Below are 24733 nucleotides of genomic sequence, written 5' to 3' on the forward strand. Positions count from 1 at the left end.
CGCGACCCACTCTTTTTGATTTTTAGGAGTCTCTCGCCATGATGGTCTTGTATTCAGGAACGACCTGCCCCTTTTCCCACCGCTGCCGCTTCGTGTTGTTCGAAAAGGGCATGGACTTCGAGATCCGCGACGTCGATCTCTACAACAAGCCCGAAGACATCAGCGTGATGAACCCGTACGGCCAGGTGCCGATCCTGGTCGAGCGCGACCTGATCCTGTACGAGTCGAACATCATCAACGAGTACATCGACGAGCGCTTCCCGCATCCCCAGCTGATGCCCGGCGACCCGGTCGACCGCGCCCGCGTGCGCCTGTTCCTGCTCAACTTCGAGAAGGAACTCTTCGTGCACGTCTCGACGCTCGAGAACCGCACCACCAAGGGCAACGAGAAGGCGCTGGAAAAGGCCCGCTCGCACATCCGCGACCGCCTCACGCAGCTGGCCCCCGTGTTCCTCAAGAACAAGTACATGCTGGGCGACAACTTCTCGATGCTCGACGTGGCCATCGCTCCGCTGCTGTGGCGCCTGGACTACTACGGCATCGACCTCAGCAAGAACGCGGCACCGCTCCTGAAGTACGCAGAGCGCATCTTCTCGCGCCCGGCTTACATCGAAGCATTGACGCCTTCCGAAAAGGTCATGCGCAAGTAAGTAAGATCGCCCCCAGGCTTCGCGCACTTCGTGTCGCTTCGCCAACCCCCTTCCGGGGGCAACACCAGCGGCCCGGCAGAGCCGGTTCCGCGGTGTTCCGCGAAGAGACAGTGGCCAATTCGAGGCCGCGATTTCGCGATTGCACGGTACCAATTTCATGATCAACGCGCTCGAGTCGTCCTCCACCCGCCCGTACCTCATCCGGGCGCTGTACGAATGGTGCACCGACAACGGGTTCACGCCCTATGTCGCGGTGCAGGTCGACGAGACCGTCCAGGTGCCGCGCGAGTACGTGAAGAACGGCGAGATCGTGCTCAACATCAGCTTCGACGCGACCAGCTCGCTCAAGCTCGGCAACGATTTCATCGAGTTCAAGGCCCGTTTTGCGGGCAGTGCGCGCGAAATCAGCGTGCCGGTGGGGCGCGTGATCGCGATCTACGCGCGCGAGAACGGGCAGGGCATGGCGTTTCCGGCGCCGGCGCCATCGCTCGGCACCGAGCAAGGCGATGTGCCGTCGTCCGCCGCATCTCCGTCGTCCCAGGGCCAGGCCCGCATGCCCTTGCGTGACGCCTCGCGCGGCACCGAAGGCGATGCCGGCAAGATCGTCCATCTGGTGACGGGCGAGGACGCCGACGAAGCCATCGACACCGGCTTGCCCGCCGATCCCGACGACGAGCCGCCGCGCCCGCCGGCCGGTGGCGGCGCCCGGCCGTCGCTCAAGCGCATCAAGTAGCAGCGGCCGGCCACCCCGGCTGGCGCCACTAGAATCACGCATTGGAATTTCGCCGCTTTAGCTCAATTGGTAGAGCACCCGCCTTGTAAGCGGAAGGTCGTCAGTTCGATTCCGACAAGCGGCACCACGCAAAGAACCCCTGGGTCTTCACCGGCCCAGGGGTTTTTTCATGCCGAGGCCGATTGCGCCACACCCTGCATCAGCAGACCCAGCATCGCCAGTTGCGCCACCAGCGCCGGCCGTTGCGCCGACCGCAGGTTCTCGAGCACGGCCTCCAGCAAGCCCGCACTTCGCGCCAGACCGGCCTGCTTCAGCCGCAGCACCTGCGCCTGCGCTCGCGACAGCGCGCCGCCGCCTTGATGGCGCAGGCCCTGGCGCAGCCACAGCGCCAGCAGTTCCAGCGTGTCGCCAGCCAGCGCGTTCAAGGCGGGCACGTCCTCGGCATCGCTGCGAAGGCCCAGCGGCTGTGGCGCCACTGCCTCGACCTGGAGCACCACGGCGCGTTGCGCCGTCAGCAGGCTCAGCGGCTGCATCACCGCCCGATCGCCCTGCAGATGCACGGTGCCGGCCACGGCGCGCAGCGGGCCGTATTCGCCGGCAAGCGCGCGGGCCAGCGCATCGACCGCGCCGGGCGCGACCGCGCGATGCGGCAAGGCCAGGTGCAGCCAGTCTCGTTCGTTGTTGTCGTCTTCGGCCGGGGCTTCGTCCGACCCTTCCGGTGCTGCCTGCTTCAGCCGCGCATGAAGCACCTGCGCCGCCGCATCCCAGTGGCACGACACCACCTCCATGCGTTCGAACGCCACCACATGCAGCTGCCCCGACGCACCCGCCGACGCGCCGCCCGCGGCCTGCCGCGGCCGCACGAAGTCGGGAGCTGCCTCGCGCAGATGTGCCACCAGCGCGGCCACGCTGTCCTGCCGCAGTGGTGCGACGAGGTCGTCCCACGACTTGGGCGACAGCGGCAGCACGCCCGTCTGCCGCGCGCCGGCCGTGATGTCGACGAGCCCGTTGGCGCGCCGTGTCGCGGTCTTGGTGATGACCTGCCCGCTCGCCAGTTGCCGCAGCGGAAAGCCCGCGACGCGCCGGTTCATCAGGGCCTGCGCGGTGCCGCCCGCGGCGGCATCGGCCGCGCGCGACCACTGGCGCTCCAGCACGGTCACGTTCTGCGTGTCGGGGTCCGCGAACAGGACGCTCGCGCCCTCGGCGGCGTCGTCGGACCAGAGCTCGGCCCCGAGCGACACCAGCCGCAGGTGATCGAGCGCGACCTCGCCCTTGACGCCGATGCCGAGGATCCGGCTGGCCGGCAGCGCGGGTCGCGCCTGTGGCCGCGCGGCGTGCGCCGCCGCCTGCAATCGCGCCCACAGCTCGGTCAGTACACGCACCAGCCGCAGCGGCTCGAAGCGGCTGCTGCGCGCGTGCTGGGCCTGCAGCAGTTGCCAGAGTTCGTCGAGCGCATCGTCCACCCAGCTCCAGGCCAGCGCGCGCGCCTGGTCGCGCACGGCCTCGAAGCGGGCCGCGAGCGCCATCAGCGGCTGGCTCGAACCGTCGAGCCAGAGCGACAGCAGCAGGGTGTCGATCTGCGCACGCAGCGCAACGGCGGCTTCGCCCTGCATCGCCGCCGGTTGCGGCACCGGGTCCGAGGCGGTCGCGCCTGCCGAAGCGGGCGGCGACACCTCGAGCAGCACCTCCGCCGAACCGGGCGCCAGCGGTCCGGCCTGCCGGAATGCCCACACCGCGATCACCACGTGCGCGCAGCCGCTGCCCTGCTTGCAATCGCAGCGCGCATGAACCAGCGAGCTGCGCGAGAAGAAGCGCACGCTGCACATCGGCAGCCGCGCCACCGGCGGCGCACTGGCGCTGCGCCAGGCCTGCACGCCGACCACCGGACGCGCGGCGGCGAGCTTGTTCGCCTGTTCGAGCACGGAGGGCGCGAGGCTGGCGGCCAGTGCAGCATCGTCGAACTGCGCGGGGCTCCATGCGCCGTCCGGCTCGGCGGCGGTTTCTTCCGCGTCGCGGGGCGCATCCGCCTGCGCCGACACTGCCTGCGCCTGGTAGGCCAGCACCAGCATCACCCGATGCCGGCACATGCCGCTGGCGGGGCAGCTGCACTGCGCATCGCGCAGCGTGCGCCCCGGCGGCAGGCTGGTGCGCACGCCGTCGTCGAACTGCGCCTGCACCACGCCGTCGGCGCCGGTCTCCAGCTTCGGCAGCAGGCCGGCCGCCACGTCCTTCTGCGCGCGCTTCACGAAGCCCGCGTTGGCCAGCGCCGTCAGCGCCTCGGGCGTCAGTTCCAGCAGGTCGGCCCGCCATGCCGTGGCGCCGCTCATCCCTGCACCTTCTCGGCCAGCCAGCCGGCCAGCTGGCCCGGCGTCATCGCGCCGATCTGCGCGCCTTCGCGCACCAGCCGCGCGGCCATCTCGCGGTCGTAGTTGGGTTCGGCCTTGGAGTCGAGCGCCGCCAGGCCCAGCACCTTCGCGCCGGACTCGACCAGCGCCTTCACGCGGCGCACCAGCTCGTGCTCGCTGCCGCCTTCGTAGAAGTCGCTCACCAGCACCACGATGCTCTTCGAGGGATTGGCGACGAGCGTCTGCGCATACGCCACCGCCTTCGCGATGTCGGTGCCGCCGCCGAGCTGCACCTTCATCAGCAGCTCGACCGGGTCGGACACGTCGGCGGTCAGGTCGACCACTGCCGTGTCGAAGGCCACGAGCCGCGTGCGCATGCCGGGCAACTGCCACAGGCAGGCGGCCATCACTGCGCTGTGGATCACCGAGTCGACCATCGAGCCGCTCTGGTCGATCAGCAGGATGATGTCCCACGGCTCGGCGTGCCGCTTCGTGCGGCTGATGAACACCGGCCGCTCCACGTAGAGCTTGCGGCGCTGCGGGTCGTAGCGGTGCAGGTTGGCGGCCAGCGTCTGCCTGAAGTCGAAGTTGCGCGCGACCTTCATGCGCGAGCGGCGGCGCCGGTCGCGGCTGCCGCTGAAGGCCTGGCGCACTTCGGTGGCGAGCTTTTCCATGATGCGGCGCACCACCTCGGCCACCAGCTTGCGCGCGGCCGCGAGCACCTCGGGGTTCATCAGGTGCTTGGTGTGCAGCACTGCGCGCAGCAGCGATTCGGAGGGCTCGATGCGTTCGAGCACCTCGAGGTTGGTCACCACCTCGTCGATGCCGTAGCGCTCGACCGCGTCCCGCTCCAGCCGCTCGATCACTTCCTTCGGAAAGAGCGTGTGGATGGTGTTGATCCAGTCCGGCGTGCTGAGCGCCGACGGGCCCAGGCCCGCGCTGCGTTCGCCGCGGCTCCCGTGGTCGGAGTCGCGGCCGTAGAGCCAGTCGAGCGCGGCATCGGCGGCCTGCGCCTCGGCGCTCAGGCCGCCGCAGGCCGATTCGGCCGGGTCGCCCAGCAGCAGGCGCCAGCGCTGCAGCGGATCGGGAATGTCGAGGCTCATGGGCGGAGGGCTTCCTCTGTGTCTTCGAGCGCCACGCCCCAGGCCGCGAGGCGCGCGAGCACCGCGTCTTCCACGCGGCGGGCCTCGGCCAGCTGTTCGGGTGCAGCCTCTCCCGCACGGTGGGCGGTGAGCGTGCGGCGCGAGAGGTGCGTGGCGTCGTGCAGCGCCAGCACCTGGTCGGCCAGCAGCCCCCGTTCCTGCGGCGGCAGCCAGGCGAAGGCGGCGCGCAGGCTGGGCATGGCGCGCACGAAGTCGGCGTTGTCCAGGGCCTGCACGGTACGGTCCATGCCGGCGACGAAAGCGGGTTCGGACGCGAGCACTTCGCGCGCCAGCGCCAGCAGCCCGGTGAGCGCATCGCCGAGCACGGGGGCGGGGAGAGAGTGCAGCAGTTGCATCGCCTCGGCCACGCCATGGTCGTCGTGCGTTTGCGCGTTGGCGGCGCGTCCGGCCAGGCTCAGCGTGGCACCGAGCGCCGCGCCGCGGCTCACCGCAGCGGCGCTGGCGTCGGCGGCCTTGCGCTGCCACACGGCGAGCGCGCGGGCCGGCTCCACGTCGAGCAGCGACGGCGCGTGCGCGTTGTGCGCATGGTCCTGCGCGTGGGCCAGCACGTCGGCCACGATCCGCCGCAGCGCAAGATGGCCTTCGAGGTGGGCCTGCATGTCGGCCGGTGCGATGTCCGCGGGCGGCTCCAGCAGCCACAGCGCGCGGTCGAAGCCCGACTCGATCACCACGCGCAGCACGGGCGCATCGGCCATGCCCAGCATCTGGCCGTGCCGCAGCAGCGTGTGCAGCACCGACAGCGCGGGGCCGAGTGCCTCGAAGCGCGGCTCGTTGGCAACGGCGCCCTGCAGTTCGTGCAGCAGCGCATCGCTGAGCGCCGACAGCCCCGCCCACGCGGCCTGGTTGAGGCCGTCGGCGAGCGGGCCGATGCGGCCGTGGGCCTGGCGCAGATCGTCTTCGAGCCGGGCGCGCGCTGCGTCGTGCAGGCTTGCGCCCCAGGCGCCGGCCTCGATCATCGCGGCCTGCTGCTCGAGCGGTTCGCTCAGCGACCACAGCTCGGTGCGCTCGCCCGACATCGCGAGCTTCGGCCCTTGGGTGCGGCGCACGCCGGGCAGCCGCAGGATAGCCAGGCGGTGCAGCACGCGGCTTTTCGCGCGGTCGGCTTCGAGCAGCAGGTCGAGCTTGATCTGGCCGCGCAGCACGACGCCGTGCGCCGCGAGTTCGGCCCGCACCGCGGCCACCAGCGGCGGCTGCGGTGTGCCGGGCGCCAACTGTCCGACGGTGTCGCCGGCCAGCACGTCCATCGCCTGCACCAGCACGGGATCGGTGCCGGGGCGGATCGCGCCGCGGTAGGTCCAGGGCAGCGGCGCGTCGAGCGCGTCCTTCACGAGCGCACCGGCCAGTGCGTCGAGCCAGTCGGAGCGCAGCGGCTTCTCGTGGCCGCGCAAGCGCGCGAGGCCCTGCGCGCGCAGGTGCACGGCCATCAGGTCGGCGGTGGAGGCGGGGAGTTTCTTCTCGCGCAGGCGCTGCATCACGTGCTGCAGCGCGCGGTGCGCGGCGCCTTCGGGGCCGTGGTCCCAGACCCACTGGTAGTAGGCGGGGGAGGGCATGCCCGAGGCATAGCCTGCGAAGGCGTCGAGGCGCTTGAAGGTGTAGGGCACGAGGTAGGAGCCGAATCGCAGCGCGGTGTCGGCGTCGTGCGTGTCTTCTTCGTCGGTGGATTCGAGCGAAGGCTGCGGCGTGGCGGGCAGCTCCGCAGGCATGCCTTGCCACAGCCGCGCCAGCGCGGGCGCGTGATAGCCGCCGCACACCACCAGCGCCTGCGCGCGGCCGGGTTCGCCCGGCTGCGCCATCGCCCAGGCGATCCAGCGCGCCATCATGGCTTCGCGCGCCTGGTTGCCCTGCGAGCCGCGGTCTTCGCCGCGCAGGTGGTCGAAGTAGGTCGAGAGGCGCTGCGCCAGCTCGGCCGCATCGCAGCCGTCCTCGAACAGGTGGTCCCACAGCGCATCACGGCCCTGCACCGAGAGCTTCTCCGTCAGCGCGCGCTCGTAGGCTTCGGCGCGTTCCTCGTGCTCGTGGTCGGCCACGTCGGCATAGCGGTTCTCCATGCGCGAGAAGGCGTCGTGCCAGGCCGGCAGGTCGATGAAGCGCACCGCGGCGCCGACTTCGCGCGCGACCTGCAGCGCCTGCCACTCGGGCGAATGCTCGGCAAAGGGCGACCACGAACCGCGGTGCGTGTCATCGCCCGAGAGATAGCTGTAGATCGCCACCGGCAGCCGGTGCGGCAGGTACAGCTCGTCGAGGCGTTCGTTGAAGTCGGCCGGGCCCTCGATCAGCACGTACGCGGGGCGCAGCGTGCGGATGCGCTCGGCCACCAGCCGCGCGCAGGCGGGGCTGTGGTGGCGCACGCCGACGATGTGAAGCGATTCGCTCATCCTCGTCACCGATGGCGCGCCAAGCGAAGCGAGGGCCCTTCGCGGAACACCGCGGAACCGGCTTTGCCGGGCCGCTGGTGTTGCCCCCTGCAAGGGGGTTGGCGAAGCGACACGGAGTGCGCGAAGCCTGGGGGTTTGCTCATGTCAGGGCAGGCGGTGGCGGGCGTCGTAGTACGCGCGCCAGTGCGAGCCGCTACGCTTCGCCGCCTTCTGCTCGAAGTAGCGCCGCAGCTTGGCGCGGTCGTCGGCGTTGTCCTTCACCACCGTGCCGGCGATGCAGTCGACCAGGTCGGCCGGCGAGCCCTCGCGCTGTTCGAGGAACCATGCGCGCACGCCGACCGCATGCGCCACGTTCACCGCCTCGGCGGTGGACATCACGGCGGTGAGCCGGTCCATCGCCGCGTCGCCCGCGTTGCCGTTGTCGCCCTTCGCGGGTGCGCCGCGCAGGTCGCGGAAGGTGGACACCAGCAGCTCCAGCACGGGAGCGGGCACGGTCTTCGGAATGCCGCTCTGCGCGAGCAGCCGCGTGGACGATTCCTGCACCAGCGCCAGCTCGCGGTCGAAGTCGAGGATGGGGAACACCGTCTCGAAGTCGAAGCGCCGCTTCAGCGCCGCGCTCATCTCGTTGACGCCGCGGTCGCGCGTGTTGGCGGTGGCGATGATGTTGAAGCCCTCGCGCGCATAGAGCATGCCGTGCTCGCCCGACAGCTCGGGCACCGCCATCACGCGGTCCGACAGCATGCCCAGCAGGCAGTCCTGCACCTCCAGCGGCGCGCGGGTGATTTCCTCGAAGCGCACCACCTGGCCCTGCTGCATGCCGAGGTACAGCGGCGCCGGCACCATCGCGCGCGGGCTCGGGCCTTCGTTGATGAGCAGCGCGTAGTTCCAGCCGTACTTGATCTGGTCCTCGGTGATCGAGGCCCCGCCCTGGATGGTGAGCGTCGAGACGCCCGAGATGGCCGTGGCCAGCAGCTCCGACAGCATCGACTTCGCCGTGCCCGGCTCGCCCACCAGCATCAGCCCGCGGCCGGTGGCCAGGGTGACGAGCATGCGTTCGATGCTGGCCACGGGCGCGACGATCTTGGGTGCGATGCCGAGCGCCGCATCGCCAAGGATGAACGAGCGCGCGGCCTTCAGGCCCAGCACCCAGCCGGGCGGGCGCGGGTCGGTGTCCTGCGCGCGCAGCCGTGCGAGCTGTTCGGCGTAGAGGATCTCGGCCGGCGGGCGCTGCAGTTGCTGCGGCGCAGTGCCGGTGTCCTTGGTCGTGTTGTTGATGGCCATCTTTGATTCGGTCAGGTCAAGTTCGGGGAACACCGCGGAACCGGCTTTGCCGGGCCGCAGGTGTTGCCCCCTGCAAGGGGGTTGGCGAAGCGACACGAAGTGCGCGAAGCCTGGGGGTGTACCTTATGCCGCCCGCAGGCCTTCCATGTCGCGGATGAGTTCGCTGGCGGAAATCGGGTCGAGCAGGTGCAGCGCCTCCGCATCCTGCATGTCGCCCCAGCCCGAGGGCTTGCCCACCTGCACCTGGCCCAGCTTCTGCTCGGGGTATTCGTCCACCATGCCGACGATGATGCCGGGGTCGAGGCTCAGCTCGATCACGCGGCTCGTGCCCAGCGGCTTGCTGAAGTACCAGATGCAGCCCGAGTCCTGCGCCTGGCCGCGCCGCCAGCCCTTGTTGGCCAGCCCCAGCACGCGGCCGGTGGGCACCTTGACGTCTTTCCAGCGCTCCAGCTTCAGGCTCTTCTTCTCCTCGTCGGACAGCGTGTAGACGTCGCGGCCGATCTGCGCGAAGGGCTGCAGCAGCTCGTAGTCGGCGAACACCTGGCCGAAGGCGGCAGCATCGGCGGCCGGCAGTTCCAGCGCGTGCGGCACGCCGATGCGGATGTTCTCGCCCACGGGCAGCTCGAACGGATCGTCTTCCGCGGTGGTGAAGCTGCCGTCTTCCGCCACGCGGAAGCAGGCCTGCAGCGTGCCGCCATAGCTGGCACCGCCTTCCACCGCGTACACGCCCCAGATCAGCCGCTGCACGATGTGGCGCACCAGCGGGTGCTCGACCAGGAAGGTGCGGAACACCTCGGGCGTCCAGCGGCGGCGCGCGCACATCGCCACCTCGAGGCGCAGCAGCTGCTGGCTGGCGATGGTGCGCACGTCCTTCTTCAGCAGCTTGAAGCGCTCGACGGCTTCCTTGCCAAGTTCGGCGTCGTCGGTCTTCTTGGGCTTGGGCAGGTCGGGCAGGCGCGCGCCGTCGGTGCCGTCGGCGCCGGTCTCGCGCACATAAGGCTTGAGCGACTCGTCGAAGCCGACCTTGAAGGCGCGCGGACCGAAGTCCAGCAGCATGGTGCCCTGTTCGTCGAGGCCGAGGTCGGGCGCGAGCCGGTCCTCGAGTTCCTCGGTGCTGAGGCCGCGCGCCTCGGCGATGGCGTCGATCTTCTCGCGCGCCTTGTCCTGCAGGCCCTTGAACTTGACCTTCTGCGCGATGCCGTTGAGCAGCATCAGCGCGACGTCGCTGCCGATGGCGGCCAGCACGTCGAGCCCGGTCACGGCGCGCGCATGCGCGGCCTCGCCGGGCCAGGCGCGGATGAAGGGCGTGAGCTTGCGCGCGGTGTCGTCGTTGCCCAGCAGGCCGAGCGTGGTGAGCGCCCAGCCTTCCTTGCTGGGGCCGCCGGCTTCGAGCCAGGCGGTGAAGGCGTCCCAGGCGAACTCGGCCAGCGAGCCGGGATCGCAGGCCTCCTTGGCCACGGCGATGCCGCCGTAGATTTCCTCGTTGGTCGGAAAGGTCAGCATCTGGCCCAGATGGTCGAGCGCGTCGTCGGGCAGCGCCTTGCCGTTTCGCAGCACGGGCCGGCGCCAACCGCGCGGCTGCCAGAACTCGGGCAGCTTCGCGCGCCGGGTGGGAAAGCGGTCGAGCGGGCTTTCGTCGAGCACGGCGCGCAGCGCTTCCACCACTTCGGGCTTGCCGTAGCGGCCGGCCACGTCGAGCAGCAGTGCCTCGTGGCCGTTGGCCTGCAGCAGGCGCAGCGCCGAACCCGCGCAGTCGCGCGCCTCGCCGGCCTTGCCGAGCGCCGGCGCGATCAGGCCGGCTGCGCTGTGCTCGGGATACTTCAGCAGCCATTCGCGGCCTTCGGCGCGCAGTGTCTTGAGCTTGGCGAAGGCGCGCGCGGCCGGCGCGGCCAACTCGACGGCGCCGTAGTTCAGGGCGTACGAGAGGTTGTCGGTGGGCTTGGATCGCACCATGGCCACCAGGCCGGGCAGCACCGCGAGGCCGTGGGTGGCCAGGATCAGGCCGATGCCGTCGCTTTCGGCCTCCCCCGCGACGGCGTTCCAGAACGGCACGCCGATCGCCGCCGGCAGCAGCGTAACGAAGCTGGCGTGGAAGTTGAACCAGTAGTAGCGGTCCTTCTTGCGCTCGGCCACCATCTCGCGCCAGCTGGCGACCAGCGCGTCGGCGTCGCCGGCCGCAACGGCCGCGGCGGCGGCCTTGGCGAATGGCACAAGGCTGTGCCTGCCCTTGTCGAAGCCCAGTTCGTTGAGCAGCACGTCGACGCTCTTGCGCGCGGCGTCGTGGCGACCCGTTTGCCATGAATTCACGCGCTGCGCGCTCTCGCGCTTGCCTTCGCCCCATCGCTCCACCGGTGCCAATGCCAGCGGCTCCAGCACCAGTGTGCCGGCCGCCTTCTTCTGCACCTTGGCGAGCCAGGGCGGCGCGGCCAGCACGCCGGGCAGTTCGCTCGCATCGGCCACCTCGGCGGGGCCGGCCAGGAGCGCCAGCTGCCGGTCGATCACCGCCTGTGCACCCGCATCGAGCCAGGGCCGCAAGGCCGGCAGGGATGCGCCATGCGCGCGCAGCAGCCGCGTGAGGCCGGGCGTGACGAGGTTGGCGTCCTTGCCGCCGGCCGCGACGAGCCGCGACAGCGCGGGAATGGCCGCCATCGGCCAGCGGTCGACGGCCAGCGCCAGCCGCGCCAGCGCGCCCTTCGAACTGCCCGCCACGCGGGCCAGCGCCAGCACGGCTTCGGGCGTGCCGATGCAGGCCAGCGCGTCGCCCGCGTGGTCGTCCGCGGCGCCGCGCTCCAGCACCGGCACGGCATCCACGCCGCGCTCCTGCACCAGCGTGCTCGTCATGGAGCCGCTGCCCCAGAAGCCGCTCGAATAGCTCAGGCGGACCTTCGCGGCCAGCGCGATGGCGTCGGGGTCGGTGGCCGTCAGCAGCAGCCAGTGCGTGGTCTCGGGCGTGTTCTTGTCGGCCGCCAGCGTGTGCACGAGCGCGTTGGAGATTTCGGGGGCGTCGGGCAGCAGCATTGCCAGCGCGGGCTGGCGGGCCGGGTGAACCTTGGGAAGGCCGGCCTCAATGCGGTCGCGGCAGTCCTGCCAGACCTCGGGGGCGGCCAGTGACAGATGCGCGCGCAGCGCCTGTTCGCCCGTTCCCAGCGGACCGTAGTAGGAGCTGCCCATCTGGCGGGCGACGGCGGCGCAGAAGCTATACCGGCGCTTCTTCGTCGCCCGGTCGTAGGTGGACTGCACTTCGATCTGCTGGGCGGCCAGCAGGATGTCGATGGTGTCCGGCAGTCCGTACTGCTTGACGAGGTAGTGCACCACCACTTCGCCCATCTCGTTCGCGTTGTAGTTGCCGCCGGTGCCCAGCGCGAACGCCAGCAGCAGGGTGTCGGCCTCGGCGTCGGCCGCGGGGGTGGGCTGCGTGCCGCGGTCGATCACGCGCTGGGCAACCGCGCGCAAGGCCGCGTCGGTGGCGCTCGTGTCGACGTCGAGGTCGAGCTTGCGCCGCACAGGCAGCCAGGCTGCGGCGGGGCTCGGCGGTTCGTCGAAGGGCTTTGGCGGAAAGCGCCGCGAAGGGAAGGCTGCGCGCTGCATGTCGGGCGACAGCCGGATGGGCTTGCCGGCGGCGAGCCAGGGCGGCGCGTCGCCGTCCGCGGGCGGCAGTTCGGCGGCGGGCGCTGCCAGGGCCACGGACGACGCGGCCGATGCATTGGCGCCCAGCTCCTTGGCGATGGCCTGGGCGTTCTTGGCCGGCGTGCAGCTGGTGCCCCAGCCGTACAGCAGGCCCGTGGACTGAAGCCGCTTGAAGGCGAGCGCCGCACCTTGCTCGCTCACGCCATGCTGGCGCTTGAGCGTTGCGGTGGAGAGCGTGTCGCTGGAGGTCAGCGTGCCGGTCTCGATCTGAGCGCGCACGGTTTCGAACACGCGGTCGGCCTGGCTGTCGATGCCTTCGGTGGGGGCAGCAGCCTCTGCGCTCGCGGCGGCCTTCGCGGCGGGCGGGGCCGCAGTCTTTTCCGTTGCCGTCTCGGCCTTCGGCTTCGCCTCGGTCTTGCCGATGGCCGTGCCGGCGGCCACGCCCACTTCGGCGTAGCCCTTGCCCGTCTTCTCGGCCACCAGCTTGGTCAGCGCGGCGGCGGCCTTGGTGGCGTCGGCGAACGACTTGGTCTGGCTCTGGCCCGCGGTGCCGATGCGGCCCCAGCGGATGTTGAGTTCGGCGTCTACCTGCTCGACTTCCCAGAATTTGCTGGCGGTTCCCTCGATCAGTTCAAAGCGGCGCATGGAAAAAACATCCTCCTGTATGTTCGCCGCAGAGGATAAGGGGCCGGCGTGAAAGCTCGGCCCAGAGCAACGAGAAGATTTCGCTTCGCGCGTCGGTGAATACGAAAAAAATATTCACCTGCTTCGGGGTTGCCGATGGCGGCCCCGCAGCAGCGCCCGCCGGAGCGCCGCGCTCCGGAAGAAAAGATCAGACGAAGGGCCTGGCCTGCTGCTCCGCGCTGCCGGGCTCGGCGATGCGCCGGTGCTGCTCGGCCAGCCTGGGCGCCGGCATCACGCGCGACAGCGCCACCTGCATCTTGTTGCGCCATCCCGCGATCACGCCGCTTTCGCCGCGCATCATCGCCTCGAAGCCGGCCCGCGCCACCTCCGCCGGGTCGGCCTTGTCGCTCTGCTGGGCCACGCGCGTGTCGAGCATGTCGGCGCGCGCGAAGAAGTGGGTGTCGGTCACGCCCGGCATGAGGCAGGTGACCGAGACGCCGGTGCCCTTGAGCTCGTTGCGCAGAGCCATGGCGAACGAGTCGATGAAGGCCTTGCTGCCGTTGTAGACGGCCTGGAAGCTGCCCGGCTGGAACCCCGCGATCGACCCGGTGATCAGGATGCGCCCCTGCCCGGCCTCGCGCATGCCGCGGCCCACGCACTGCACGAGGTAGATGGTGCCGGTGATGTTGGTGTTGATGACGTGCTGCACGTCGTGGAAGTCCTGATCGAGGAAGCCGTGGCCCAGCCCGTGCCCGGCGTTGGCGAACAGTGCCGCGATCGGCCGGCCTTCGGTGGCGGCGAGCAGTGTGTCCACGCCGTCGCGGGTGGCGAAGTCGGCGCGCACCGCGGCCACATTGGCGCCGAGCACGCGCAGTTCGGTCTCGGCCTGTTCCAGCGGCTCGTCGGCGCCGATCAGCAGGTCGTGGCCGCGGCGCGCGGCCAGCAGCGCGAGCTGGAAGCCGATGCCGGACGAGGCGCCGGTCACCACGGCAAGGGGGCGGATGTCGTTGGGTTGCATGTCGGTCTCCTGATGAAGTGAATGAACCTTCTTGGACCACCCTAGGAACGCCGGCTTGCCGCACGCGTAGGAATCCGTCCCGACTGCCCGCCCGCCATGGCATGCGATTGCAGGCTTTTCCAGGGACAGCCGCTAGAACTCCGCCCCTTCGACCAGGAACCGCAGCCGCCGCACGCCCTGCCATTCGTCGGCATCGAGCCGGAACGCCAGCTTCACGCGCGGCGGCAGCGGCTCGGTGTGGCTGAACCAGATCGCGTCGATCGGCTGGCCCTGGTGCCTGAGTTTCAGCGACAGGTGCTTCTCGCCCACCAGCCGCTGCGACACCACCTCCACCTCTTCGCTGAAGGTCGGCGGCGCGAAGCCCTGGCCCCACACCTCGCGGTGCAGCGTGTCGACGAGGTCGATGCGCATGTACTCGCGCGAGATCGGTCCGTCGGTCTCGATCTGCCGCGTGAGCGCGGCTTCGGCCAGCCATTCGCCGGCGACCTGCGCGAAGCCTTTCTCGAAGGTCTCGAAGTGCTCGCGCGCGACCGTGCAGCCGGCCGCCATCGCATGGCCGCCGAAGCGCAGCAGCACGCCCGGATGGCGCTTGGCCACGAGGTCGAGCGCATCGCGCAGGTGGAAGCCCGGAATCGATCGGCCCGAGCCTTTCAGCTCCTGCTCCTTGCCGGGCGCGCCGCTGGCGGCGAAGACGAAGGTCGGGCGGTGGAAGCGGTCCTTGATGCGCGAGGCCACGATGCCCACCACGCCCTCGTGGAAGCCCGCGTCGAACACGCTGATGGCCGGCGGCGGCGCCTCGATGCCCTCGCCATCGGTGGCGAACAGCGACTCTGCCAGCAGCAGCGCCTGGTCGCGCATGCCGCCCTCGATGTCGCGCCGCTCGCGGTTGATGCCGTCGAGCATGCGCGCGAGTTCCTCGGCGCGGCCCGCGTCGTCGGTCAGCAGGCATTCGATGCCCAGCGTCATGTCGGCCAGCCGGCCGGCGGCGTTGATGCGCGGGCCGAGTGCGAAGCCGAAGTCGAAGGTGGTGGCGACGCAGGCATTGCGGCCCGCGGCCTTGAACAAGGCGGCAACGCCGGCAGGCATTGCACCGGCGCGGATGCGGCGCAGGCCCTGTGCCACGAGGCGGCGGTTGTTGGCGTCGAGCTTCACCACGTCGGCCACGGTGCCGAGTGCGACCAGCGGCAGCAGCGCGTCGAGCTTGGGTTGCGGTTTGCCTGCCCCCCGGCTTGCCACTTCGTGTGCCTCGCCACCCCCCGAGGGGGAGGCTGGCCCGCCTTGGGGCGGCCCGGCGGCGGGCGCAGGCGTGTCGAACACACCACGCCTGCGCAGCTCGGAGCGCAGCGCGAGCAGCACGTAGAACATCACGCCGACACCAGCAATGCTCTTGCTCTCGAATTCGCAGCCAGGCTGGTTCGGATTCACCAGCACGTCGGCCGACGGCAGCTCGGGGCCGGGCAGGTGGTGGTCGGTCACCAGCACCTGCAGGCCGCGCACCTTGGCGGCGACCACGCCTTCGACGCTGGCGATGCCGTTGTCGACGGTGATCAGCATGTCGGCGCCGCTGTCGGCCACGCGCTCGGCGATGGGCGGCGTGAGCCCGTAGCCGTCGACCACGCGGTCGGGCACGAGGTAGCTCACGTGCTTCGCGCCCAGCAGGCGCAGGCCGCGCACGCCGACCGCGCAGGCGGTGGCGCCGTCGCAGTCGTAGTCGGCGACGATGCACAGGCGCTTGTCCTGCGCGATGGCGTCTGCCAGCAGCACCGCGGCCTCGTGCGTGCCGCGCAGCGTGTCGGGCGCCAGCAGGCGCGCGAGGCCGTCATCGAGTTCTTCCTTGGCACGCACGCCGCGGGCGGCGAACAGCCGCGCGAGCAGCGGGTGCACGCCGGCTTGCTCCAGCGCCCAGACGGTGCGTGGCGGGATCTCCCTGGCGATGATTTTCATAGCGACTCCAGCACGACCGATGCGCGCTTGCGGTCGAACAGGCTCCTGGCCCAGCCAGCCAGGCCGCGCGGCTGCACGGTGTAGCGCTGCGCCGCGCGGTCGCCGCACAGCGTGAGGGACACCTCGGCGCCACCCGTGTAGCCGGCCAGCAGCGAGGCGACCGGGCCGGCGTCCAGCGCATGCCAGGCGGCAGCCCAGCCCATGCCGTCGTCGCGCAGGGCGGTTTCGCGCAGTGCATCGCTCACTGCCGGCACGGCTGCGGGCGCAACCTCGTGCTTCAGTGCGCCGGTGCCGCTGAGCCAGAAGGAGTTGATCGGCGGCACGCCGCGTGCGGCGCGGTCGTCGTTCACGCGCTGGGTGTACAGCAGCATCTGCATTTCGTTCTGCAGCCGGCGCAGCGGCCGTGCCGAGTCGCCGAGCGGCGACCACTGCGAGATCGGGTAGCCTACTGCGCGGTCGAGGGAGGCAGTGGCCAGGCCGTCGAAGATGGGGGCGCGTGCCAGCCATCGGCCGGGTACGGGGGAGGGGTGCAGCGCGATGCCGTCTTCCTCGAAGAAGGGGCGCGCGGCTTGCAGCAGCGCGGCCGATTCGGCGGCGTCGATCTCGATGGCGGACGGATCGCCCAGCACCACGTCGTCGATGCCGACCTGCCAGTTGCACAGCGTGACGAGGCCCCAGCCATCATGGTCGTTGGGCGCGGCGATGCCCAGTTGCCGCGCTTCGAGCGCAGCCCAGGGAATGCAGCCGTCGGCCGCGGCGATGCCCGCTGCCCGGGCCAGCGCGCGTTCGTGCGGAGGCGAGCGCGTGCTTTCGTCCTGCGTGTCGGTATCGGTAAGCGTGAGCCGCGTCAGCAAGGTTTCGAGATTGGGGAGCCGCAAGGTGGGCAGCGCAGCGCGGCATGCAGGGGAACCGCGGCCGGCAAAGGGAATCAACAGGTGACGTGGGAGGGTTTCGGCCATCTCCCTATTGTCCGGGAAGCCCCAAGGGAATCCGGGATGCCACAATTCCGCCGATGACCTACCCCCTCGCTCCTCACTTCGTGTATTCGCTGCCCCCCGAGGGTGGGCAAATTCCCCTTGAGGCGGCTCGGCGGGGAATTTGATGCGACTTCCCTATGAACTGCAGCTCGGCTGGCGCTACACGCGCGCAGGCCGGGCGACGCGGCGCAACGGCTTCATCTCCTTCATCTCCGGTGTCTCGATGCTCGGCATCGCGCTGGGCGTGGCGGCGCTGATCATTGTGCTCAGTGTGATGAACGGCTTCCAGAAGGAAGTGCGCGACCGCATGCTCGGCGTGGTGTCGCACATCGAGATCTTCTCGCGCGACGGCCAGGCGCTGCAGAGCCTCGACACGATCACGGCCGCTGCCCGCAAGAACCCCGAGGTGGTCGGCGCAGCGCCCTTCATCAACACGCAGGCGCTCATTGCGCGCGGCGAGGACATGAAGGGCACCATCGTGCGCGGCATCGATCCCAAGCTCGAGCCCGAAGTCACCGACATCAACGGCATCGCCTCCAAGGGCACCTTCGACAAGCTGGTGCCGGGCGAATTCGGCATCGTGCTCGGCGCCGAGCTGGCGCGCTCGCTCTTCGTGCAGCCGGGCGACCAGGTCACGCTGGTGGCGCCGGGCGGGCAGGTCACGCCGGCGGGCGTGGTGCCGCGGCTCAAGCAGTTCACCGTGGTCGGCACCTTCGACTCGGGCCACTACGAATACGACTCGGCGCTCGCCATGGTCCACGAGCAGGACGCGGCCAAGGTGTTCCGCCTCGAAGGGCCGACCGGCATCCGCCTGAAGCTCAAGAACCTCAACGAGGCACGCGACGTGGCCGACCAGCTGGCCGTGACGCTGCCGGGCGAGTTCCTCATCCGCGACTGGACGCGCCAGAACAAGACCTGGTTCGCGGCCGTGCAGGTCGAAAAACGCATGATGTTCATCATCCTCACGCTGATCGTGGCGGTGGCGGCCTTCAACCTGGTGTCCACGCTGGTGATGACCGTGACCGACAAGCGCGCCGACATCGCCATCCTGCGCACGCTGGGCAGTTCGCCGCGCAGCATCATGGGCATCTTCGTGGTGCAGGGCGCGATGGTGGGCGTGATCGGCACCGTGGCCGGCCTGCTGCTGGGCCTGGGCATCGCCTACAACATCGACGTGATCGTGCCCTTCCTGGAGCAGCTGTTCCATGCGAGCTTCCTGCCGAAGGACATCTACCTGATCAGCAAGATGCCGAGCGATCCGCAGCAAAGCGACATCGTGCCGATCGCGATCATTTCCCTGGTGCTGGCCTTCGTCGCCACGCTGTACCCGAGCTGGCGCGCCAGCCGCGTGAACCCGGCCGAGGCGCTGCGCTATGAGTGAACTGACCCCCACGCTCGGCACTGTCGTGACCTCGCTGCCCTCCGAGGGGGCCGCTATTGGCTTGGGGCGGTCCGGCGCCAACAGTGTCGTTCTGAAGGCCCGCGGCCTCACCAAGCGGTTCCACGAGGGCAGGCTGGACCTGACCGTGCTGCACGGCGTGGACCTCGACGTGCACGCCGGCGAAACACTGGCCATCGTCGGCGCATCGGGCTCCGGCAAGAGCACGCTGCTGCACCTGATGGGCGGGCTCGATGCGCCCACGACGGGCAAGGTCGAGCTGCTCGGCAAGGACATCGCGCACGCCGACGCGGCCGAGCAGGGGCGGCTGCGCAACCAGCACCTGGGCTTCGTCTACCAGTTCCATCACCTGCTGCCCGAGTTCAGCGCGCTCGACAACGTGGCCATGCCGCTGAAGATCCGCCGCGTGGAGCCGCATGCGGCCGCGCAGTCGGCGGCGAAGATTCTCGAAAGCGTGGGCCTGGGCCAGCGTTTGCATCACCGTCCGGCCGAGCTGTCGGGCGGAGAGCGCCAGCGCGTGGCGATCGCGCGTGCGCTGGTCACGCAGCCGGCCTGCGTGCTGGCCGACGAGCCCACCGGCAACCTCGACCGCAGCACGGCGGACACGGTGTTCGCGCTCATGCTCGACCTCGCGCACCGGCATCGCACGGCGTTCGTGATGGTCACGCACGACCAGGACCTGGCGAAGCGCTGCGACCGGGTGCTGCAGTTGGTGGCGGGGCGGCTGGCGGGGTGATTCGGGCCGGCCTGGCACGACCGGCCCAATGCCGCGAAACTGGGGCTTGTCCGTCAAGACAGCCCGACAGTCCAAAACCACAGGAGCCTGCTTCATGCTGCCCATGTTCTCAATGGAATCCGAAGACGACACCAAGCCCGCGGCCACCGCCGAGCCGCGCAACTCCTACCTGGAGGAGAAGGCCTTCAAGTCGCGCACGCTGCTGATCTTCGGCACCGTCACCGATTCGGTGGCCGCCGATGTGACGCGCCGGCTCATTGCGCTCGATGCCGACAGCGCCGACAAGCCCATCGACATCCTCGTGAGTTCGCCCGGCGGGCACCTGGAGTCGGGCGATGCCATCCACGACATCGTGCGTTTCATCAGCGCGCCGGTGAACATGATCGGCACCGGCTGGGTCGGCAGCGCGGCCACGCACCTGTTCCTGGCCGTGCCGCGCGAGCGCCGCGTGTGCCTGCCCAACACGCGCTTCCTGATCCACCAGCCCAGCGGCGGCGCGGGCGGGCAGGCGACGGACATCGCAATCCAGGCGCAGGAAATCATCAAGGCCCGCCAGCGCATCGCGCACGAGATCGCGCGCGAGACCGGCAAGCCCATCGACGTGGTGCTGGCCGACATCGAGCGCGACCGCTGGCTGTCGGCTGCGGAGGCCGTGGAGTACGGCCTGGTCTCGCGCATCATCCAGCGCAAGACCGAGTTGAAGGGCTGAAGTCCGCTCCCGCGTCCTCAGGCCTTCGGCTTGTAGGCCACCACGTCGATCTCGACCTTGGCGTCGACCATCAGCCGCGCCTCGGTGGTCGAGCGCGCCGGCTTGTTCTCGCCGAAGTAGCCCATGTAGATGCGGTTGAAGGCACCAAAGTCGCGCGCGTCCTGCAGCCAGACAGTGCTCTTGCACACGTCGTCGAGCGTGGCGCCGGCCAGCGCGAGCACGGTCTTGAGGTTTTCCATCACCTGGCGCGTCTGCGCCTCGATGCCGCCCACCACGATCTCACCATCCTTGTTCGCCGGTACCTGGCCCGACACGTAGATGAAGTCGCCGGCGCGCACGGCCGGGGAGAAGGGGCGGGCCTGGCGGTCGGACGCGACGGGCGGGGCGCCGAGGTATTCGAGGGGCATGGAGACTCCTGAGAGGTGAAGGGTAGTGAAGGAAGGAGAGTCGCGAGTATCGCGCTCAATCTGAAAATCTCTTTCAGAATAACCCTTGATCGAGGGTTAACACGGATGATTTGGCATGAATACTGCTTCAAAGTCCAGGCCGAAGAGAAATTTTCTTTCAAAAACTCGCACGCCCCATGAAGGAGTTCCCCATGCCCCACGTCGGTCCTGTTGTCCAGCGCCTGCCCAAGCTGTCGAAGCGCAGCCTGCTGGGAGCTTCCCTGCTCGCGATGCTGTGCGCCGCGCTGCCCCATCAGCAGGTCCACGCCCAGGGCCCGCGCAACTTCGCCACGCTGGCGATGGTGGCCGAGCCGCAGACGCTCGACCCGATGGCCTCCACGGCCGACCTGGTCGGAACCATCATGCAGCACGTGTACGAGACGCTCTACACCTTCGACGCCAAGTGGAACGTGGTGCCGATGCTGGCCGAAGGCATGCCGAAGATCTCGGCCGACGGCAAGACCTACGCCATCACCCTGCGCAAGGGCGTGATGCTGCACAACGGCCACGAACTCACGGCTGACGATGTGGTGGCCAGCCTGCAGCGCTGGATGGACCAGTCGCCGCGCGGCAAGGCCGTGGGCAAGGAGGTCGCCAGCCTCAAGGCCAAGGGCCCGCTGGCGGTCGAAGTCGTGCTGAAGGAGCCTTATGCACCGCTGCTGTCGCAGCTCGCGCTGCCCAGCGGCATGGCCGCGATCATGGCCAAGGATTCCATCGCCTCGCCGCTGAAGGACTTCGTCGGCACCGGCCCCTACAAGTTCAAGGAACGCCGCCCCGACCAGTTCGTGCTGCTCACGCGCTTCGACAAGTACAGCGCGCGCAAGGAACCGGCGAGCGGTTACGGCGGCAAGCGCGAAGCGGCGATCGAGGAGCTGCGCTTCGTGCCCGTGCCCAACGCCAGCACGCGTGTCGAAGGCGCGCTGGCCGGCCAGTACGACTTTGCCGACCTGCTGCCGGTGGAAGCACTGCCGCGCCTGGAGAAGTCGGGCGGCAAGACGGTGCCGATCATGACGCCCTCGTTCGGCTTCCCGTACCTCGTGCTCAACACCAAGGAAGGCGTGGCCGCCAGCCAGCCGGTGCGCCAGGCGATCCAGACCGCGCTCGGCGAAGGCGAGATGCTCGCGGCCGGCTTCGGCGACACGCGCTTCTTCGTGGCCGAAGGCAACCATTTCCCGAAGGGCTCGCCGTTCTATTCGGCGGCCGGTGCCGACCAGTACAACCAGCGCAACGCCGCCAAGGCGAAGGAGGCCGCGGCCAAGGCTGGCTACAAGGGCGAGCCGATCCGCGTGCTCACCAGCCGCCAGTACGACTTCCACTACAACATGGCGCTGCTGATGGCTGAGCAGCTCAAGCGTGCCGGCTTCAAGGTCGACCTGAACGTGGTCGACTGGGCCACGCTGGTGCAGCGCCGCAACGACCCCAAGCTGTGGGACATCTACGTCACGCATTCGGGCCAGTTCCCCGAGCCGATGCTCTCGCCGCCGCAGCTCGGCGACGGCGCACCCGGCTGGTGGGACACGCCCGCCAAGAAGACGGCACTGCAGGCCTTCAACGTCGAGAGCGACCCTGCCAAGCGCGGCGCACTGTGGGGCAAGGTGCAGCAGGTGGTCTACGACGAGGTGCCGTACATCAACGTCGGCAAGTTCAACGGCCTGTCGGCAAAGAGCCCGGCGCTGGACAACTACCAGCCCGCGACCTGGCCGTTCTTCTGGAATGCCCGGATCAAGTAAGTAACGAGGCCGTTGAAGCAATAACCGCCCCATGATCCGCTACATCGCTTCCCGCGCCGCAGGCATGCTCGTCGTGCTCGCCATCGTGGCCGTGCTCGTCTTCGTGCTCACGCGCGCCGCATCGGGCGACCCGGTCTCGGTGCTGCTGGGCGACCAGGCCACCGCGGCCGACATCGCCCGCGTGCAGAAGGAGTACGGCCTCGACAAGCCGCTGCCCGTGCAGTTCGGCTACTGGCTGCGCGAGGTGCTGCAGGGCAATCTCGGCACCTCGATCTTCCTGCAGCGTCCCGTGACGCAGGCGCTGTGGGAGCGCTCCGAACCCACCACGCTGCTCGCGCTGATGGCCGTGGCCATCGCCGCGCTGATCGGCGTGCCCTGCGGCATCGTCTCGGCCGTGTTCCGCGGGCGCGTGGTCGACCAGCTGTTCACCGGCATCGCGATGCTGGGCGCGAGCATTCCGAGTTTCTGGCTGGGCATCGTGCTGATCCAGATCTTCGCGGTGTCGTTCGGCTGGTTCCCGGTGTCGGGCTACGGCGCGCCCGATGCGGCGCTGGCCGAGCGGCTGCACGCGCTGGTGCTGCCGGCCACGGTGCTGGGCCTCTTGAACTCGGCGCTCATCATCCGCTTCACGCGCGCCTCGATGCTCGACGTGCTCGGCGAAGACTATGTGCGCACGGCGCGCTCCAAGGGCCTGAGCGAAAGCACGGTGGTGCTCAAGCATGCGCTGCGCAATGCGCTGGTGCCCATCGTCACGGTGATCGGCCTCACGGTCGCGCTGATGATCGGCGGCGCCGTCATCACCGAGACCGTGTTCGGCCTGCCCGGCGTGGGCAACCTGGTGGTCAGCGCCGTGCTGCGGCGCGACTACCCCGTCATTCAAGGTGCATTGCTCGTGATCGCCGCGATCTATGTGCTCATCAATTTCTCGATCGACCTGCTGTACGCAGTGGTCGATCCGCGCGTGAAGGTCTGAGCGATGCGCATGCCTCGAATGCTCCGCCAGCTGATGCATCGCCGCATCGTGATGGTTTCCGCTCTGGTGCTGCTGGTGATCGCCATCCTGGCGATCGGCGCTCCGCTGTTCGCCTCCATCGATCCCAACGACACGGCGGTGCTGCAGCGCCTGAAGGCGCCGAGCGCCGAGCACCTGCTCGGCACCGACGAACTGGGCCGCGACCTGTATTCGCGCATCGTGCACGGCGCGCGCTACTCGCTGGCCATCGCTGCGCTCACGGCGCTGGGTGCCGTTATCGCCGGCACGGTGCTGGGCCTGATGGCCGGCTTCTTCCGCCGGCTCGACGCGCCGCTGATGCGCGTGGTCGACGCGATGATGTCCTTTCCCGACATCCTGCTGGCCATTGCGCTGGTGGCGATCCTCGGGCCGTCGCTCATCAACACGGTGCTTGCGCTGGTGCTGGTCTACACGCCGCGTGTGGCGCGGGTGGTGCGGGCCTCGACGCTGGTGGTGCGCGAACTGCTGTTTGTCGAAGCGGTGCGTGCGCTGGGTGTGCGCACCTCGCGCATCCTGTGGCGGCACATCTTGCCGAACCTGATGTCGCCGATCCTGGTGCAGGTGTCGTTCATCTTCGCCTACGCCATCCTGGCCGAAGCGGGTCTGTCGTTCCTCGGCGTCGGCGTGCCGCCCGAGATTCCGACCTGGGGCACGATGGTCGCGGGCAGCCAGCAGTACGCGCACCAGGCCTTCTGGGTGGTGCTGTTCCCGGGGCTTGCGATCATCTTCACGGCGCTGTCGCTGCAACTGCTGGGCGACGGTGTGCGCGACCTGCTCGACCCGAAGCTCAAGAAGACATCGTGATGACGAACGCCAATCAAACACCACGTCTCACGGTCAGCAACCTGAGCACCAGCTTCCCCACCGAAGACGGCCTCGTGCGTTCGGTGGCCGACGTGAGCTTCTCCATCCAGCCCGGCAAGACCACCGCGCTGGTCGGCGAATCGGGCTCGGGCAAGTCGGTGACCAGCCTCACGCTGATGCGCCTTCTGCCCAAGACCGCGAACGCGCAGGTCAGCGGCAGCGCCGCGTTCGTGACGCGCGAAGGCAAGACGCTCGACCTGCTGCAGATCGGCGAACGCGAGATGCGGTCGCTGCGCGGCAACCAGCTGTCGATGATCTTCCAGGAGCCGATGACCAGCCTGAACCCGGTGTTCACCATCGGCGAGCAGATCGCCGAGAGCGTGCGCCTGCACAAGGGCCTCGATCGCAAGGCTGCTTTGGCGCATGCGCTGCGCATGCTCGAATTGGTCGAGATCCCGGCCGCAGCGCAGCGCATCCACGAGTACCCGCACCAGCTTTCGGGCGGCATGCGCCAGCGCGTGATGATCGCGCTGGCCATGGCCTGCGACCCGACGCTGCTGATCGCCGACGAGCCCACCACCGCGCTCGACGTGACCATCCAGGCGCAGATCCTCGAACTCATGCGCCGGCTGCAGGCCGAAACGGGCATGAGCATCCTGTTCATCACGCACAACCTCGGCGTGGTCGCGCACCATGCCGACGACGTGGTGGTGCTGTATGCGGGCCGCGTGGTCGAGAGCGCGCCCGTGCGGCCGCTGTTCGCGCAGCCCGAGCATCCGTACACGCAGGGCCTGCTGGCCTGCCTGCCGGGCAAGGCGCGGCTGCCGGGGCAGCCCAAGCCGAAGCGGCTGTTCGCGATTCGCGGGCAGGTGTCGAGCTCACTCGCGCCGCCGCCCGGCTGCGCCTTCGAGCCGCGCTGCGACCTCGCGCTGCCCGAATGCCGCAGCGCAATGCCGCCGTTGATCGAAACACACCACGGCCGCCAGGCCCGCTGCATCCGCGTGCAGCCAGCGCAACCCCTGAAGAGGGTCGCATGAGAAGCGCACTGCCTGGCGTGTTGCTCCTTCCCCTTCCGGGGGAAGGCTGGGATGGGGGCAAGCGGCGTTTGTTCGGCGCAGTGCTTCATCCAGTGCCGTCGTGCCCCCACCCCAACCCTCCCC

18 protein-coding genes and 1 tRNA gene are annotated in these 24733 nt (G+C 69.6%); 10 read left to right on the top strand and 9 right to left on the bottom strand.

What is annotated here, in order from left to right:
• Positions 1–38: 38 nt before the first annotated feature.
• The 3 genes from ACEN9N_RS01710 (at position 39) to ACEN9N_RS01720 (ending at position 1510) form a co-directional block, all read left to right on the top strand.
• Positions 39–650 carry a glutathione S-transferase N-terminal domain-containing protein gene (locus ACEN9N_RS01710; protein ID WP_007835362.1) on the top strand — a complete coding sequence of 204 codons (612 nt, stop codon included), beginning with the start codon at positions 39–41 and terminating at the stop codon, positions 648–650.
• Positions 651–807: 157 nt separating this feature from the next.
• On the top strand, positions 808–1383 hold the full coding sequence (locus ACEN9N_RS01715) for a ClpXP protease specificity-enhancing factor (RefSeq protein WP_042673981.1): 576 nt from the start codon (positions 808–810) through the stop codon (positions 1381–1383).
• Between the two features lie 51 nt (positions 1384–1434).
• A tRNA-Thr gene (locus ACEN9N_RS01720) sits at positions 1435–1510 on the top strand.
• Between the two features lie 40 nt (positions 1511–1550).
• On the opposite strand, the gene ACEN9N_RS01725 is transcribed toward ACEN9N_RS01720, so the two are convergent.
• The 8 genes from ACEN9N_RS01725 to ACEN9N_RS01760 all read right to left on the bottom strand — a co-directional run bounded on the left by ACEN9N_RS01725 (position 1551) and on the right by ACEN9N_RS01760 (position 16719).
• Positions 1551–3710 carry a YehQ family protein gene (locus ACEN9N_RS01725; RefSeq protein WP_495655237.1) on the bottom strand — a complete coding sequence of 720 codons (2160 nt, stop codon included), beginning with the start codon at positions 3708–3710 and terminating at the stop codon, positions 1551–1553.
• The gene (locus ACEN9N_RS01730) at positions 3707–4831 is read right to left on the bottom strand and encodes a VWA domain-containing protein (protein ID WP_495655238.1); all 1125 of its coding nucleotides are present in this window, start codon (positions 4829–4831) and stop codon (positions 3707–3709) included. The genes ACEN9N_RS01725 and ACEN9N_RS01730 overlap by 4 nt, the downstream gene beginning before the upstream one ends.
• Positions 4828–7266 carry a DUF5682 family protein gene (locus ACEN9N_RS01735; protein ID WP_495655239.1) on the bottom strand — a complete coding sequence of 813 codons (2439 nt, stop codon included), beginning with the start codon at positions 7264–7266 and terminating at the stop codon, positions 4828–4830. Before ACEN9N_RS01735 ends, ACEN9N_RS01730 begins: the two co-directional genes overlap by 4 nt.
• 144 nt (positions 7267–7410) lie before the next feature.
• Positions 7411–8547, bottom strand: coding sequence for an ATP-binding protein (locus tag ACEN9N_RS01740; RefSeq protein WP_413313787.1), 1137 nt, complete (start codon positions 8545–8547; stop codon positions 7411–7413).
• A gap of 123 nt (positions 8548–8670) precedes the next feature.
• Positions 8671–12819: a WGR and DUF4132 domain-containing protein gene (locus ACEN9N_RS01745; protein WP_495655240.1), complete on the bottom strand. Its 4149-nt coding sequence runs from the start codon at positions 12817–12819 to the stop codon at positions 8671–8673.
• A 187-nt stretch (positions 12820–13006) separates the two neighbouring features.
• On the bottom strand, positions 13007–13816 hold the full coding sequence (locus ACEN9N_RS01750; RefSeq protein WP_413313785.1) for an SDR family NAD(P)-dependent oxidoreductase: 810 nt from the start codon (positions 13814–13816) through the stop codon (positions 13007–13009).
• Between the two features lie 132 nt (positions 13817–13948).
• Positions 13949–15760 carry a single-stranded-DNA-specific exonuclease RecJ gene (recJ, locus tag ACEN9N_RS01755; protein ID WP_495655241.1) on the bottom strand — a complete coding sequence of 604 codons (1812 nt, stop codon included), beginning with the start codon at positions 15758–15760 and terminating at the stop codon, positions 13949–13951.
• Positions 15757–16719, bottom strand: a complete 963-nt coding sequence (locus tag ACEN9N_RS01760; protein ID WP_495655242.1) for a hypothetical protein — start codon at positions 16717–16719, stop codon at positions 15757–15759. The genes recJ and ACEN9N_RS01760 overlap by 4 nt, the downstream gene beginning before the upstream one ends.
• 142 nt (positions 16720–16861) lie before the next feature.
• On the opposite strand from ACEN9N_RS01760, the gene ACEN9N_RS01765 reads away from it, so the two are divergent.
• The 3 genes from ACEN9N_RS01765 to ACEN9N_RS01775 all read left to right on the top strand — a co-directional run bounded on the left by ACEN9N_RS01765 (position 16862) and on the right by ACEN9N_RS01775 (position 19581).
• Positions 16862–18118, top strand: coding sequence for a lipoprotein-releasing ABC transporter permease subunit (locus ACEN9N_RS01765; RefSeq protein ID WP_413313782.1), 1257 nt, complete (start codon positions 16862–16864; stop codon positions 18116–18118).
• The gene (gene lolD, locus ACEN9N_RS01770) at positions 18111–18872 is read left to right on the top strand and encodes a lipoprotein-releasing ABC transporter ATP-binding protein LolD (protein ID WP_007837479.1); all 762 of its coding nucleotides are present in this window, start codon (positions 18111–18113) and stop codon (positions 18870–18872) included. The genes ACEN9N_RS01765 and lolD overlap by 8 nt, the downstream gene beginning before the upstream one ends.
• A gap of 112 nt (positions 18873–18984) precedes the next feature.
• On the top strand, positions 18985–19581 hold the full coding sequence (locus ACEN9N_RS01775) for an ATP-dependent Clp protease proteolytic subunit (RefSeq protein WP_495655243.1): 597 nt from the start codon (positions 18985–18987) through the stop codon (positions 19579–19581).
• A gap of 17 nt (positions 19582–19598) precedes the next feature.
• On the opposite strand, the gene ACEN9N_RS01780 is transcribed toward ACEN9N_RS01775, so the two are convergent.
• Positions 19599–19988 carry a RidA family protein gene (locus ACEN9N_RS01780; protein WP_007837475.1) on the bottom strand — a complete coding sequence of 130 codons (390 nt, stop codon included), beginning with the start codon at positions 19986–19988 and terminating at the stop codon, positions 19599–19601.
• Between the two features lie 191 nt (positions 19989–20179).
• Here ACEN9N_RS01780 and ACEN9N_RS01785 point away from each other — a divergent pair, with 191 nt between their 5' ends.
• From ACEN9N_RS01785 to ACEN9N_RS01800, 4 genes are read left to right on the top strand one after another with little or no spacing between them, the layout of a single operon-like run.
• Positions 20180–21757: an ABC transporter substrate-binding protein gene (locus ACEN9N_RS01785; protein WP_495655244.1), complete on the top strand. Its 1578-nt coding sequence runs from the start codon at positions 20180–20182 to the stop codon at positions 21755–21757.
• 31 nt (positions 21758–21788) lie between these two features.
• A complete protein-coding gene (locus ACEN9N_RS01790; protein WP_056586187.1) occupies positions 21789–22730 on the top strand; it encodes an ABC transporter permease in 942 nt (313 codons plus the stop codon).
• A gap of 3 nt (positions 22731–22733) precedes the next feature.
• Complete coding sequence (locus ACEN9N_RS01795; RefSeq protein ID WP_007837472.1) at positions 22734–23573, top strand: ABC transporter permease; 840 nt, start codon at positions 22734–22736, stop codon at positions 23571–23573.
• Entirely contained in the window at positions 23573–24610 is a 1038-nt protein-coding gene (locus tag ACEN9N_RS01800; protein ID WP_478179495.1) for an ABC transporter ATP-binding protein, read from the top strand. Before ACEN9N_RS01795 ends, ACEN9N_RS01800 begins: the two co-directional genes overlap by 1 nt.
• Positions 24611–24733 lie beyond the last annotated feature (123 nt).

The sequence above is a fragment of the Variovorax sp. Varisp46 genome, assembly GCF_059491885.1.